The following is a 14,012-nucleotide window of genomic DNA, read 5'->3' on the forward strand; positions in this document are numbered from 1 at the left end:
CCTGCTCCGAAAGCCTGGTGACGCCTCGTCACCAAGAGGTGGGGGCGAGGCACACCAGGCTGTCGTCGGTGCCGACGAGGAGGTTGCCGGCACCGGTGACGGCGACCGCGCGGACCGGGGGGCCGGGGCGGAAGGAGAGCGTCGGTCCGCCCTCCGGCCGGTGGAGCTCGACGAGGCCGTCGGCCCAGGCCGCGGCGACCAGCGGCCCGTACGGGGTCTCGGTCGCGTGCAGGGAGACGACCGGCGAGGGGCGTTCGGCGAGGGGCTCGGGGCGCGTGGCGCGGCCGGGGGTCCAGAGCCGGACGCTCCCGTCGGCGCCGCCGGAGCAGACGAACGGGGTCTCGGACTCGACCGCCGCGACGGCCGTGACCCGGCCGCTGTGCGAGGCCGACTGGTGAAGGCCCGTCAGGCCGAAGGCGTGGACGGAGCCCAGCCGGTCCCCCACCACCACCGAGCCGGCGATCGCCGCGAGCGCCGTGCCCGGGTGGCGGGCCAGGGTCGCCGAGACCGCCTCGGTGAGCCGCTCCAGGTACGGGGGCCGGGGCGCCGTGCCCCGTACGGCGTGCAGCCGCCCCCGGTCGTCCAGGAGCAGCACCGTGCCGTCGGGGGCGGGCGCGAGCGCGGTGATCCGGCCGGGGACGCTGTGCGCGAGGCGCCCGAGGGAGCTCGCGTCGGCCTCGTGGAGCAGCCGTACGGTGCCGGTGGGGTCGCCGACGAGGAGGGTGCCCTCCAGGGGGCCGCCCGCCGCGCCGAGCACGGCGACCGGGCCCGGCCAGGGCGGGTTGAGGTCGCCGCGGTGACGGGCCCACCGCACCCGCCAGGGCGCGCCGTCCGCGAGTGCGGCGAGGGCGGGGCGGAGCCGGGGGTCGGCGCCGTCGCCGAGCGCGGCCAGGAGGACCAACGCCCGTTCCGCCGGGGCCTGTTCACGACAGAGCGACTGTCCGGCGCGCATCCAGGCGGTCCTCAGGCCGCCGTGCTCGTCGGCGCTGCCCTCGCCGGGCCGGCCGGACGGCTCGGGCCCGTCGAGGGTGCCGGGCACCCCGGCGAGCGCGGCGCCCGTCACGTACGCGGTGGTGACGAGCAGCGGGTCGGCCGCGCAGACGGCCGCCGGGTCGGAGAGGTCCGGCAGCGGCGGCGCCGGCTCCGCGGCGGCGCCGTCGGCGGTCTCGGGCGCGCCGTCGAGGTCGACGACGGCGACCCGGCGTTCGGCGCGCAGCACGGCGGGGGCCGGGGTGCCGCTCCGGGCCTCGACCACGAGCCGGATCCGGCCGACGCCGGCTAGTTCCGCGATGAGCCGGGTGAGCGCGGCGGGTTCGGCGGCGGCGTGGAGGTCCGTGAGGAGGAGGACGGCCCGGCCGGCGGGGCGCACCTCGCTGGTCGCGAGGGCGTGCACGAGGTCGCCGGGCGAGCGGGCCACCACGCCGAGGCGGTCGGCGATCGTCCAGGCCGCGCCGAGCGCGCTCTGCCCGGCGAGCGGGACGAGCAGCCGGGCGGTGCGGCGGCGGGCCCGGCCGGAGCGGGGGCCGTACGCGGCGAGCCAGCCGAGGAGGGCCGTCTTGCCGCTGCCGGGGGCGCCGGTGACGAGGCAGAGCCGGGGCGCCTCGGGATCGGTGAGCCAGCCGAGCAGCTCGGCGGCCTCGGCTTCCGTGCCGTCCCAGGCCGGGGACGAGGTCGCGTACGTCATGGGACACCTCACGGGCGACGCGGTACGGACGGCTGACGCCTCCGACCTTAGTCGTCCGGTGCGGTGACTACCCCGATCCGGTGAACTCCGAAACCGGCCCGGGCCCCGCCCACGCCCCCGATCCGGTGACGCCCGAACCCGGGCGGTGACGTCCGGGCCCGAGCAGGGAGCCCGCCCACGCCCCCGATCCGGTGACGCCCGAACCCGGGCCGGTGACGTCCGGGCCCGAGCAGGGAGCCCCGGTCAGGACTCCGAGCCGGTGAAGTGTTCTCGTACCAGGGTCTGGACGACCGGCAGGTCCTGGGCGATCAGGGCGTCGAGCAGGGCCGTGTGCTCGGCCGCGTCGGCGACCAGGACGCCGTGCCGGAGGACGGGGGCGCTGATCAGGGGCCACTGGGAGCGGCGGTGCAGATCGTCGGCGACGGCGAGCAGCTGCTCGTTCCCCGCGAGGGAGAGGACGGCCCGGTGGAAGGCCCGGTCGGCCTCGGCGTAGTGGGCGCGGTCGCCCCGGGCCGCCGCGGCCGCGGTCGCCTCGGCGAGCGGCCGGAGCTCGGCCCAGCGGGCGGCCGGGATCGTGCGGGCGAGCCGCAGCATGACGGGGACCTCGATGAGCGCGCGGACCTCGGCGAGCTCGGCGAGCTCCCGTGGGGTGCGCTCGGTGACGCGGAAGCCGCGGTTCGGCACGACCTCGACGGCGCCCTCGACGGCGAGGCGCTGCATGGCCTCGCGGACGGGGGTGGCGGAGACGCCGAAGCGCTCGGCGAGGGCGGGGGCGGAGTACACCTCGCCGGGGCGGAGCTCGCCGCCGACGAGGGCGGTGCGGAGGGCTTCGAGGACCTGGCCGCGGACGGAGTGCCGCTGCACGGTGCGGGGTCCGAGGGGCGCCGGGTCGTCGTGGGTGTGCTCGCCGCGGGCCGGTTCCGTGCCGCGTGCCTGCTCGGGCACCCGTACGGACGCGCCGGGACGTCCCGCGGCGTCGCCGAAGGGCGGGGACGGTCTCTCCGTCGCCCGCTCGCGCGCTGCGCCCTGCTCCACCCGGGTCCTCCTGCGGCCTCGTGCCGGGCCCGGCTCGCATCGCCCGGGTCCCCTGTGCACCATAGGCGAACGGACCGACATCCGGGGCATACGGGCTGCCCCGCAGGTGGGAGGGGGTCCGCGGTGGTGAGAGGCCACCCCGAATCGGGTAAGGTAAGGCTAACCTGCCAACGCTCGCGATTCGGTGGTCCGCATGACCGTCCCCGCCCTGTTGCCCACGCCCCTCACCTCGCCCGTCGCGGCCTCCTACGCCCGGCTCGCCGAGGTCTTTCCCGGCCTGCGGATAGAGGAACCCTCCCGGGGCGAGCGGCTGCCGCGCGGCGCCGGCTGGGTCGGCGCGGAGGAGCTCGCGGCCGGCGGCCCCGCCCTCGACGCCTTCCTCGCCTGGGACGACGCCCAGGTACTGCGGGACCACGGCGCCCGGGCCCGCCCCGACGTCGTCGCCAGTTTCGGACTCCACCGGTACGCCTGGCCCACCTGTCTCCTCGTCACCGTCCCCTGGTTCCTGGACCGTCGGGTACCCCGGCTGCCCGTCCGGAACGTGGCCTTCCAGCGCGTGCGGGGCCGACTGTCGGTCCGCGTCGAGGAGTTCGCCTGCCTGCCGGACGACCCCGCGGCCGCCCTGCCCGGCGCCCGGGTCGTCGCCGACGAGGAGGCGCTGCGGGCCGAGGTGCGCGCCTCGCTCGCCGAGCACTTCGAGGCCCTCCTCGGCGGCTTCGGGCCCCGGATGCGGCGCGGCCGCCGGGCCCTGTGGGGGATGGCCACGGACGAGATCGTCGAGGGCCTCTGGCACATCGCGGCCCTGCTCGGCGAGGAGCCGCGGGCACTGGCCGAGCTGGAACTGCTCCTGCCGGGCACCCCCAAGCCGTACAAGCCGTACGCGGGCGGGGCGGGCTTCCGCGAGCTCGCGGGGTCCGCGGGGCCGGACGGCGCCGCGCGCGCCACCCGCGACCGGGCCACCTGCTGCTTCTTCTACACCCTGCGCCCCGAGGACACCTGCCTCACCTGCCCGCGCACCTGTGACGCCGAGCGGGTCCGCCGGCTGGCCGCGACCGCCTGAGGATCGCGAGGGATTACGCCACCCGTCCGGGTGGCGTAAATCGAACACACACCCCCTTCCCTGTATGTGCGTTCGACCAGATCGCACCTATTCGTATGCCCTGCGACCCCGATGGCGTGCTCTTGCCCGGAAACCCCTTGAGCGCCCCACGGGGTCGGCCAGTATGGGCCGCCAAACGCCCTACTGCGATGCAAGGGACACCGCATGAGACTGACCGACATATCGCTGGACTGGCTGCTTCCGGGTGGCGTGATGGTGGCCGGAGTCCTGACGGCGGTGGCGGTGCTCGCGCGCGGGAAGCGCGCCGGTGACCAGGCCGCGGCCGACGACTCCTGGGAACGCAGCGAGGAGCGTCGCAGACGCAAGGAGGCCGTCTACGGATTCGCCTCGTACGGGCTGCTCTTCCTCTGCGCGGCCGTCGCGGCGGCGCTCTCCTTCCACGGCCTCGTGGGCTTCGGCCGGCAGAACCTGAACCTCTCCGGGGGCTGGGAGTACCTCGTCCCCTTCGGCCTCGACGGCGCCGCCATGTTCTGCTCGGTGCTCGCGGTCCGCGAAGCCAGCCACGGCGACGCGGCCCTCGGCTCGCGCCTGCTCGTCTGGCTGTTCGCGGGCGCGGCGGCCTGGTTCAACTGGGTGCACGCACCGCGCGGCATGGGCCACGACGGCGCTCCGCACTTCTTCGCCGGCATGTCCCTCTCGGCGGCGGTCCTCTTCGACCGGGCGCTGAAGCAGACCCGCAGGGCCGCGCTGCGCGAGCAGGGCCTGGTGCCCCGTCCGCTGCCGCAGATCCGGATCGTGCGGTGGCTGAGGGCGCCCCGGGAGACCTTCGCGGCCTGGTCGCTGATGCTCCTTGAGGGCGTACGGACCCTGGACGAGGCGGTCGACGAGGTGCGCGAGGACCGGCGGGAGAAGGAGCAGAACAGGCTCCGCCGGCGCGACCAGGTCAAGCTGGACCGGGCGAGACTCAAGGCGATCAACCGTCAGCACCGGGCCTTCGGGCTCGGCCGCGGCGGCGGACGCCAGGTCGAGATGGCGGCGCTCGGCGCCGCTCCCGGCACCGGCCAGGGCCCGGGCGCGGGCAGTGGTTCGGGCTCCGCGACGGCCGCCGTGCAGGCCGCCGTCGCGGAGCCCGCCATAGCGGACCCCGGACAGCTGCCGCTTCGACACCGGCCCTCCCTGCAAGCCGTCAGGGGCGATGAGCCCCGCCCCGGCGAGTCCCGGACGGTGGACCTCACCGCCGAGGACGACACCCAGGCGCTGCCGCGTCTCGACTCCCTGGAGCGCAAGCTCAAGGATCTGGAGCAGCAGTTCGGCTGAGGCACGCGTCACGGAAATCCGGCGGGGCCGTCTTTCAGGCGGCCCCGCCGTTCAGTTCGAACCACACCACCTTGCCCACCCCGTGGTTCTCGACCCCCCAGGAGTCGGCGAGGGCCTGGACGAGGACGAGTCCCCGGCCGTGCGTACCGTCGTCGGCGGGCGGTACGGGCGGCCGCTCGAGTCCGGACACGAAGTCCCGGACCTCGACCCTCAACTGCTCGGGGACGACCGTCGCGGTCACGACGGCCCCGTGCTCGGTGTGCACCAGGGCGTTCGTCACCAGTTCGCTGGTGAGCAGTTCGGCCACGTCGGAGGCGCCCGGCCCGCCCCACTTCCGCAGCAGTTCACGCAGGGCATGTCGCACCTCCGGCACCGCGGTGAGATCCGCGCATCCCACCTTTCTGAGCAGTTGAGTCGGCTGTCGTGCCTCCCCGGCCATATCCCCCACCCACAGGTCGCGTCGAACAGGCTCACGGGGATGCATGCCCCGTGTCACCGTCCGCATTCATGAGGTGGTGGCAGACGGTCAGGGTCTGGGCACGTTGCGCAGGTTGGAGCGGGCCATCTGGAGCATCCGGCCCACTCCCCCGTCCAGGACGATCTTGCTGGCGGAGAGCGCGAAGCCGGTCACCATGTCGGCGCTGATCTTCGGCGGGATGGAGAGCGCGTTGGGGTCGGTGACGACGTCGACCAGGGCGGGTCCCTTGTGCTTGAAGGCGTCCTTGAGCGCGCCCGCGAGGTGCTTGGGCTTCTCGACCCGCACGCCGTAGGCCCCGGCGGCGCGGGCGATGGCGGCGAAGTCCGGGTTCTTGTTCGTCGTTCCGTACGAGGGAAGTCCGGCGACCAGCATCTCCAGCTCGACCATGCTGAGCGAGGAGTTGTTGAAGACGATCACCTTCACGGGCAGGTCGTACTGGACGAGGGTGAGGAAGTCGCCCATCAGCATCGAGAAGCCGCCGTCGCCGGAGAGCGAGACGACCTGGCGGCCCGGGTCGGTGAACTGGGCGCCGATCGCCTGCGGCAGGGCGTTCGCCATGGAGCCGTGGCTGAACGAGCCGATGATCCTGCGCCGCCCGTTGGGCGAGAGGTAGCGGGCCGCCCAGACGTTGCACATGCCGGTGTCGACCGTGAAGACCGCGTCGTCGTCGGCCAGTTCGTCGATGACGGAGGCCACGTACTCGGGGTGCACCGGGACGTGCTTCTCGACCTTGCGGGTGTACGCCTTGACGACGCCCTCCAGCGCGTCGGCGTGCTTCTTCAGCATCTTGTCGAGGAAACGGCGGTCGGTCTTGGCGCGGACCCGCGGGACCACACAGCGCAGGGTCTCGCGGACGTCTCCCCAGACGGCCAGGTCGAGCCGGGAGCGGCGGCCGAGGTGTTCGGGCCGGACGTCCACCTGCACGATCTTCACGTCGTCGGGCAGGAAGGCGTTGTACGGGAAGTCGGTGCCGAGCAGGATCAGCAGGTCGCACTCGTGGGTGGCCTCGTAGGCGGCGCCGTACCCGAGCAGCCCGCTCATCCCCACGTCGTACGGATTGTCGTACTGAATCCATTCCTTGCCCCGCAGGGCGTGGCCGACCGGTGCTTTGATCCGCTCCGCGAACTGCATCACCTCGGGGTGCGCCCCCGCCGTGCCGCTGCCGCAGAAGAGCGTCACCCGGTCGGCCTCGTCGATCATCCGGACGAGGGCGTCGATCTCGGCGTCGCCGGGGCGGACGGTGGGCCGGGTGGTGACGAGCGCGGTCTCCGCCGACTTCTCGGGGGCCGGCTGGGAGGCGATGTCGCCGGGCAGCGAGACGACGCTGACGCCGCGTCCGCCGACGGCGTGCTGGATCGCCGTGTGGAGCAGCCGGGGCATCTGCTTCGGGTTGGAGATGAGTTCGCTGTAGTGGCTGCATTCGCGGAACAGCTGGTCGGGGTGGGTCTCCTGGAAGTAGGAGAGGCCGATCTCGCTGGACGGGATGTGCGAGGCGAGCGCGAGGACCGGGGCCATCGAGCGGTGGGCGTCGTACAGGCCGTTGATGAGGTGGAGGTTGCCGGGCCCGCAGGAGCCGGCGCAGGCGGCGAGGCCGCCGGTGATCTGGGCCTCGGCGCCCGCGGCGAAGGCGGCGGTCTCCTCGTGCCGCACCTGGATCCAGTCGATCGCCCGGGTGCGGCGGATCGCGTCGACGACCGGGTTGAGGCTGTCGCCGACCACTCCGTACAAGCGCCGGACGCCCGCGCGGACGAGGATGTCGACGAACTGTTCCGCCACGTTCTGTTTGGCCATGGCTCCATCAACACACGGCCCGCCGGGTTACGCCTCCCAGACGGCCACCCCCGTACGGTCGTCGGCGTAACCGGTCACCCTCAGCTGGGTGTCGGCGAGGAAGGCGGCGAGGCCCGGCGGCTCGGCGTCGGCCCAGCGGGCGGCGAGCTCGTGGGCGAGGGCCGGTTCGCCGCGCATCGGCTCGGCGAGGCCGGGCGAGGCGAGGAGGAGGGTGTCGCCGGCGCGGGCCACGGAGGCGCGGAAGCGGAAGGGCTCGGCGGGCGGCGGTACGGGCTCCTCGATGAGCGGCGGGGCGGTGGTGATGCCGAGATCCATGGTGAACCTGTCCCCCTCCTCGGTGGCTTCCGGCGCCGGGGGCGGCGAGCCGAAGCCGACGACGGGGGCGCCGGTGACGGCGGCCGGTTCGGGCAGGAGCGGTTCGAGGTCCTGCCAGGAGCCGTCGCGGAGCCGGAAGAGTCCGCCGCCGCCGATGCCGAAGAACACGCGCGTGCGGCATTCGGGGTCGGCGGGGACGAGGAGGCAGCGGAGCGTGGCGGTGTACTCGTCGGGGGCGAGGCCCCGCTCGGCCGCGCGGGCCCGCAGCTTGCCGTAGGTCCGGTCGGTGAGCCGGTGCAGTCCGGACTTGAGGTCGCCGCGGCGGCCGGACCTGATGTCCTCGGAGAGCCGGGCGTGGCTGCGGCAGACGGCCTCGGCGATCCACTGGCAGGCGTCGGCGGCGGCGAGGTGGGCGCCCTCGGCGGCGCGGGCGCCGGCGGCGACGGCGACGAGGACGAGCGCGGTCTCGTCGTGGCCGAAGCGGGCGGTGAGCAGGGCGTCGCGCCGGGGTTCGCCCCGGTAGCGGGCGGAGTCGCCGCGCACGGAGGCGGCGCGCAGGGTGCAGGTGCCGTACCGGGCGCCGTCGAGGACGGTGTCGGCGACGAGCTCGGCGAGCTCGCCCGGCCGGGCGACGGGCAGCGCGGTGGGCTCGGCCTCGTAGGTGGGCGGCCGGCTCCCGACGAAGCCGGTCCTGGGCCGGGGCACGGAGACCTCGACGGTGAGGTCGGGGGCGGACCCGGTGTCTGCGTCCGGCTCCTCGGGGGCGTCCGGTTCCCGGAGCACGGGCACCTGGACGGTGGGCGTCTCGACGGGAGGGGCGGCCGGGCGCGGGGGCGGGCCCGGGAAGGTCCGCGGCCGGGGATCCCGGGGCGCCTCCCAGGGCGCCGGTCCCGGCACGGCGGCCGGCGGCGGGGCCGGGGGCGTCGGCGGGACCTGGGGCGGCCCGGGCGGGGGTGGCGGCGGGACCTGCGGCACCGGGTCGCACGCGACCGGGTCGTACGGGACCGGGTCGTACGGGACCGGGACCTGCGGTAGCGGGTCCCGGTCCGGCACCCGGATCGGCACCGCGCGCGGGGTCGTGTCGAAGTGGTCGTCGAGTGTGTCACCCGAGTCCGTCGGGGCCGTGTCCGGCGCCGCGTCGTCGTAGAGCTTGTCCCACCAGTTGTCCCCCTGCTGAGTCATGCCCTTATTGTCCACCGCGCACGGCGTCCGAAAACGGGACATCAGGAAAACCGTTGCTGCAAATGGGTGGTCCGCCGGGCGACCCCACCCCCCACGGGAAGGACGCCCGGCGGACCGGCGTGGTCAGCGCACGTCGTAAGCGCGGACCACGGTCTGGGTGACGGAGTTGCCCTCGGCGTCCGTCAGTTCGGTCTTCAGGGTGACCTGCCTGCCGGTCGCGCCCGTGTGGTTCACGGTCGCGGTCCAGCCGTCGCCCTGCTGGGAGACCTGCGCTTCGGTCCAGGTCGTGCCCCCGTCGTAGGAGTACGAGAGCTTCGCCGAGGTGAGCGCTGCGGGGGTGTAGCCCGCGTGACCCGTCGCGGTGAGGCCGATGTGCTGGCCGTCGGTCGCGGCGAGGGTCTTGAGTCCGTCCTCCGGAAGGTCGTACCGGGGGAAGAGAATGGGGATGCCCTGAGAATAGACGCTCTCGTCAAGCTTGGAGGTGAATTTCCACACCGAGTTGACGGATGTGGAGCGGGCCCACACCTTACTGCCTATCTTCATGGTGTTCTGTTCCAGCGTGTACGTCCCGGCTTCGGCCGGTACCTCGAAGACGCCGAACGGCCAGCCGGACTCGCCGAGGACCTCGCCGTCACGGCTCAGGCGCACGTTGCCGATGTCGCCGAAGGAGCCGGGCTCGGCGTGGTGGGTGGAGTCGCCCCACATGGCGTCGGCGAAGCCGATGAGGTTGCCCTGCCGCTCGGCGACGAGGACCGGCTTCCCGGTGGTGTCGCGCGGGGCGGTGGGGGCGATGACGCCGTCGTACCACTGCTCGGTGCGCCGCTCGCCGGGCGCGTACGCGTGGCGGACGCCCATCATGATCTCCCCGAACGGGAAGCTGCTGTTGACCATCTGCTGCCAGGCGGTGTCACCGGCGGAGTAGTACTCGGTGCGGGTGCCGGGCGCGGGGACGGTCTCCAGGGAGCCGAAGGAGATGCCGAGGCCGTTGGGGCGGTAGGCGGCCGGGAAGTCCGTGAAGTCGGTGGTGATGCCGGCCGAGCCGTAGGTGGAGTCCGTCCGGCCGAGGCGGGCGTCGCGGACCCGGTACTCCTCGTCGTCGCGGATCGCGCCGGTCTCCGGGAAGGCGAGGTTGTAGAGGTAGGGGGTCTTCGCGGTGGCGTTCCAGGCGAGCGTGACCTCACCGGCGGCGAGCTTGCCGAGGAGCGCGGTCGCCTCCGTGGAGGGGACCGCGAGGACCGGGAGGCCGAGGCCGGTGAAGCCGCCGGTGGGGTACCAGCGGCCGGGGGCCGCGTGGTACGTGACGACGGCGACGGCACCGGCGGCCTTGGCGTTGCGGGCGAGGGTGCCCGCGCCGGTGGAGCCGTCCGGGAGGCGGACGAGGGCGATGCGGCCCTGGACCCCGGCGGCCTTGAGCTCGTCCGGCGTGCCGGTTCCGGCGTCGACGAGGCGGGCGGAGCCGGTGCCGTCGAGGTTGTCGGAGCCGAGGGAGGCGGTGAGCGGGTGCAGGGCCAGTCCGTCGCCGGTGGTCAGCGAGGTGATCTGCGGGGCGGCGGCCCGCCAGTAGCTGCCGAACTCGAAGTCGCCCTCGTCGGCGCCGCCTTCGACCGAGGCGTAGTAGCCGCGGAGGGTGCGCGGGCCGGTGGCGGTTCCGGCGTGCAGCCAGAAGTCGTCCCAGGAGCGGGCGAACGCGAGGGTGGCGCCGCGGAGTTCGGAGGGCTTGTCGGTCTTCACCGACAGCCGGTGGGCCTTGCGGGCGTCGAGGACGACGGTGGTGTCCTTCGTCAGCTCGACCTGGGGGCGGCCGAGGTAGCTGAGCGAGTCGTTCAGCGTGGCGCCCTCGCCCGCGTCGGGCGTGGTGACGAAGGAGGAGAGGAAGTAGCTGCCGGGGCGCAGGCGGTAGACCTGGTCGGCGGCTCCTTCGTTGAAGCGGCGCTCGCCGGTGGCGGTGTCGGTGCCGATGACGTCGAGGGAGGAGGCGCCGGAGGCGGGCTTGCCCTGACGGTCGATCAGCTTGACGCGCAGGGTGACCGTCTCGGCCTCCACGTACAGCGAGAACGGGGTGGAGACGTGGAGGCCGCCGGGGCCGGTGGCGACGACGCGGCCGGTGACGTCGCCGTACTGGGCGCGCTCCAGGCGGGCGTCGGGGGCGAGGTCGAGCGGGACCTGGACGGTGGCGCCGGCGGAGACGGTGACGGTGCGCGTGCCGAGGCGGGCGACCGTGGAGCGGACGGCGGAGCCGTCGTTGCCGGTGACCTTCTCGACGGCGAGGTTCAGGGTGACCGGGGCGTCGGAGGTGTTGGTGTACGGCACGGAGACCGTGGTGCGGTCGCTCTTGTCCTGCGGCCAGTTGAAGGTGCCGCCCTGGACGGCGGGGGCGCCGAGGACGGTCTGGTCGATGGCGGCCTTGACGTCGAGGCGGCCGCCGCCGACCTCGCGGACGTCGCCGGGGACCGCGCTGTCGGCGGAGGCGACGAGCGCGGACTTGATCTCCTGGGCGGTCCAGTCGGGGTGGCGCTGCTTGACGAGGGCGGCGGCGCCCGCGACGTGCGGGGTGGCCATCGACGTACCGGACATGGACTGGTAGGCGTACACGCCGCGGCCGCCGGCCGCGGCGGCGGAGATGCCGACGCCCGGCGCGGCGATCTCGGGCTTGAGGGTGTGGTGCACGATCGTCGGGCCGCGGCTGGAGAACCAGGCGGTGGAGTCGTCGCGGTCGGTGGCGCCGACGGTGAGCACGCCGGGCGCGCATCCGGGCGAGGAGACGGTGTTGTGCGTGGGGCCCGAGTTTCCGGCCGCGATGACGAACAACGTGCCTTCGTTCCGGGCGAGTTCCTCGGCGGCGACGCTCATCGGGTCGGTGCAGTCGGTGGGTTCGGGGCTGCCGAGGCTCATGGAGACGACGTCGGCGCCCTGGGCGACGGCCCATTCCATGCCCGCGATGATCCAGGAGGCGGCGCCGGAGCCGGAGTCGTTGAGGACCTTGCCGTTGAGGAGGTCCGCGCCGGGGGCGACGCCCTTCTTCCTGCCGTCGCTCGCGGCGCCGGAGCCGCCGACGGTGGAGAGGGTGTGGGTGCCGTGGCCCTGGTGGTCGCCCGTCGTGTCGGAGTCGGTGAAGTTCTCCGCGGCGACGATGCGGCCCTTGAGGTCGGGGTGCTCGGCGTCGGCGCCGGTGTCGAGGACGGCGACCTTGGTGCCCTTGCCGTCGTAGCCGGCGGCCCAGGCCTCGGGGGCGTGGATCTGCTTCGTGGACTGCTCCAGGGTGGCCTGGACCTTGCGGTCGAGCCAGAGCTTCTTCAGGCCGGAAGCGGAGCGGGCGTTCGGGGCGCTGATCTCCGCCCAGAAGGTGGCGGCCTGCTTCTTCTCCGCCGTGAGCGCGACGCCGTCGACGGCCTTGAGCACCTGGCCGCGGCGGGCGCCGCGGGGGGCGGCGGGGACGGAGCGGGCGAGGTCGGAGCCGTAGACGGCGATGAGGGGCAGCGTGGTGGTGGCGGAGTCGTCGTAGCCCTGACGGATCAGGCCGGTGACGTTGAAGAGCTGCTCGTCGACGCGTCCTGCGGCGAGCGCGGCGGTGGCGTCCTCGGGGTAGACGTACAGGTCCTGGCCGGAGCGGCGGGTCTGGACCAGGGGGACGGTCCCGTCCTCGCGGGGCAGGGCCGTGGCCGCCGGATTGCCCTCGGCGTCACGGGTGACCAGGACGCGGTCGCCGGTGACCAGGGTGACCGTGGCGGTCCTGGCTCCGTCGCCGGTGCGGGCCGCGGCCTCGCTGCCGACCAGCGGTCGCTTGCCGGCCGTGTCGTCCTTCGGCTCATCGGCCATGGACGGCGCGACCGCGGTGACGGCCAGGACGACGGCGGTCGCCGCCCCCAGGGCCGTACGCGAAATCGGGCGCATCGCTCTCCCCATCTGAATCCGGAAAATGGGCACAAATCACCCTTCGCCGGAGGCTGTTGGTGCTGCGGTGGCGCCACATTGGCAGAGGTGAGGGCGGTACAGGGATGATGGGTGAGGCGGGAATACGCCGTGGCCGTTTCCCGCCAGGTCACCAACGGAACGAATGCCTCCGGTGAACGTCCCCGGAAGATCCGGGACGCCCATCGGAGGTGCGGCGAGGGGTGGGGCATCCATGCTGGGAGCGATAGGTCTCGACGAACGCCAGGAGTCCGCGTACCGCGCCCTGGTCGCGCTGGGCGCGGCCGAGGTCACCGATCTCGCGCACCGGCTCGCCCTGCCCGAACGGGACACCGAGCGGGCCCTGCGCCGCCTGGAGTCCCAGGGGCTCGCGGCCCAGTCCTCGGCCCGCACCGGCCGCTGGGTCGCGGCGCCGCCCGGGGTCGCGCTGGGCGCGCTCCTCACCCAGCAGCGCCACGAGCTGGAGCAGGCCGAGCTGGCGGCCAAGCTGCTCGCCGAGGAGTACCGGGCGGAGGCCGAGGAGGCGGCCGTGCACGACCTGGTGGAGGTGGTGACCGGCGCGAGCGCCGTGACGCACCGCTTTCTCCAGCTCCAGCTGGGCGCCCAGGAGGAGGTCTGCGCCCTGGTCACCGGCAAGCCGATCGCGGTCTCGGGCATGGAGAACGACGCGGAGGAGCAGGCGGCGGGGCGCGGCGTCCGCTACCGGGTGGTCCTGGAGCGCGAGGTGCTCAGCCTCCCGACCGGGCTGCTCGAACTGTCGGCGGCGCTCGGCCGCGAGGAGAAGGTCCGCGTGGCCGACCGGGTCCCCACGAAGCTGGTCGTCGCCGACCGGTCCCTGGCCATGGTGCCGCTGACCGGGCGGGGCGCCGAGCCCGCGGCGATCGTCGTGCACGCGAGCGGGCTCCTCGAATCGCTGATGGGCCTCTTCGAGTCGGTGTGGCGGGAGGCGCTTCCGCTGCGCCTCGGGGCGGGCGCGCAGATCACCGAGGACGAGGCGCCGGGCCCGGACGTGATGGACCTGGAGATCCTGTCGCTGCTGCTCGCCGGGATGACGGACGCGAGCGTGGCGAAGCAGCTGGACCTGGGGCTGCGGACCGTGCAGCGGCGGGTCAAGGGGCTGATGGAGCTGACGGGGGTGACGACCCGGCTGCAGCTGGGCTGGCACGCGTACGAGAAGGGCTGGGTCGCCCGCGGCTGAACCCCGCCGGTACGGGAAGGGCCGGGTCGGTCGCGGCTGAGCC

General features: G+C 74.2%; 9 protein-coding genes. 3 read left to right on the forward strand and 6 right to left on the reverse strand.

The annotated features are described in order from the left end of the window. Positions 1-28: 28 nt before the first annotated feature. Together ACWGN5_RS10910 and ACWGN5_RS10915 are read right to left on the reverse strand one after the other, a co-directional pair. Positions 29-1,684: a WD40 repeat domain-containing protein gene (locus ACWGN5_RS10910; protein ID WP_453513422.1), complete on the reverse strand. Its 1,656-nt coding sequence runs from the start codon at positions 1,682-1,684 to the stop codon at positions 29-31. A 243-nt stretch (positions 1,685-1,927) separates the two neighbouring features. Further along, complete coding sequence (locus ACWGN5_RS10915) at positions 1,928-2,719, reverse strand: GntR family transcriptional regulator (protein ID WP_453513423.1); 792 nt, start codon at positions 2,717-2,719, stop codon at positions 1,928-1,930. A 193-nt stretch (positions 2,720-2,912) separates the two neighbouring features. On the opposite strand from ACWGN5_RS10915, the gene ACWGN5_RS10920 reads away from it, so the two are divergent. After that, complete coding sequence (locus tag ACWGN5_RS10920; protein ID WP_453513425.1) at positions 2,913-3,779, forward strand: (2Fe-2S)-binding protein; 867 nt, start codon at positions 2,913-2,915, stop codon at positions 3,777-3,779. A gap of 204 nt (positions 3,780-3,983) precedes the next feature. Continuing rightward, entirely contained in the window at positions 3,984-5,096 is a 1,113-nt protein-coding gene (locus tag ACWGN5_RS10925; protein ID WP_453513427.1) for a DUF2637 domain-containing protein, read from the forward strand. Between the two features lie 34 nt (positions 5,097-5,130). Here the strand turns inward: ACWGN5_RS10925 and ACWGN5_RS10930 are convergent, their stop codons facing one another. The 4 genes from ACWGN5_RS10930 to ACWGN5_RS10945 all read right to left on the reverse strand — a co-directional run bounded on the left by ACWGN5_RS10930 (position 5,131) and on the right by ACWGN5_RS10945 (position 12,753). Continuing rightward, positions 5,131-5,535 (reverse strand): ATP-binding protein, encoded by a 405-nt coding sequence (locus ACWGN5_RS10930; protein ID WP_453513429.1) that lies wholly within the window; start codon positions 5,533-5,535, stop codon positions 5,131-5,133. Between the two features lie 87 nt (positions 5,536-5,622). Then, a complete protein-coding gene (locus ACWGN5_RS10935; RefSeq protein ID WP_453513430.1) occupies positions 5,623-7,365 on the reverse strand; it encodes a pyruvate dehydrogenase in 1,743 nt (580 codons plus the stop codon). A 27-nt stretch (positions 7,366-7,392) separates the two neighbouring features. Beyond that, entirely contained in the window at positions 7,393-8,904 is a 1,512-nt protein-coding gene (locus ACWGN5_RS10940) for a protein phosphatase 2C domain-containing protein (protein WP_453513431.1), read from the reverse strand. 81 nt (positions 8,905-8,985) lie between these two features. Then, positions 8,986-12,753, reverse strand: a complete 3,768-nt coding sequence (locus ACWGN5_RS10945; RefSeq protein WP_453513433.1) for a S8 family peptidase — start codon at positions 12,751-12,753, stop codon at positions 8,986-8,988. A gap of 232 nt (positions 12,754-12,985) precedes the next feature. On the opposite strand from ACWGN5_RS10945, the gene ACWGN5_RS10950 reads away from it, so the two are divergent. Beyond that, positions 12,986-13,969 (forward strand): helix-turn-helix domain-containing protein, encoded by a 984-nt coding sequence (locus ACWGN5_RS10950; RefSeq protein ID WP_453513434.1) that lies wholly within the window; start codon positions 12,986-12,988, stop codon positions 13,967-13,969. Positions 13,970-14,012 lie beyond the last annotated feature (43 nt).

This window comes from Streptomyces sp. NPDC055815 (genome assembly GCF_053616475.1).

Coding starts and splice junctions, on each gene's coding strand:
- ACWGN5_RS10945 (WP_453513433.1), bottom strand. CDS start 12,753: ATGCGCCCGATTTCGCGTACGGCCCTGGGGGCGGCGACCGCCGTCGTC.
- ACWGN5_RS10950 (WP_453513434.1), top strand. CDS start 12,986: ATGCTGGGAGCGATAGGTCTCGACGAACGCCAGGAGTCCGCGTACCGC.
- ACWGN5_RS10910 (WP_453513422.1), bottom strand. CDS start 1,684: ATGACGTACGCGACCTCGTCCCCGGCCTGGGACGGCACGGAAGCCGAG.
- ACWGN5_RS10940 (WP_453513431.1), bottom strand. CDS start 8,904: ATGTCCCGTTTTCGGACGCCGTGCGCGGTGGACAATAAGGGCATGACT.
- ACWGN5_RS10920 (WP_453513425.1), top strand. CDS start 2,913: ATGACCGTCCCCGCCCTGTTGCCCACGCCCCTCACCTCGCCCGTCGCG.
- ACWGN5_RS10935 (WP_453513430.1), bottom strand. CDS start 7,365: ATGGCCAAACAGAACGTGGCGGAACAGTTCGTCGACATCCTCGTCCGC.
- ACWGN5_RS10930 (WP_453513429.1), bottom strand. CDS start 5,535: ATGGCCGGGGAGGCACGACAGCCGACTCAACTGCTCAGAAAGGTGGGA.
- ACWGN5_RS10925 (WP_453513427.1), top strand. CDS start 3,984: ATGAGACTGACCGACATATCGCTGGACTGGCTGCTTCCGGGTGGCGTG.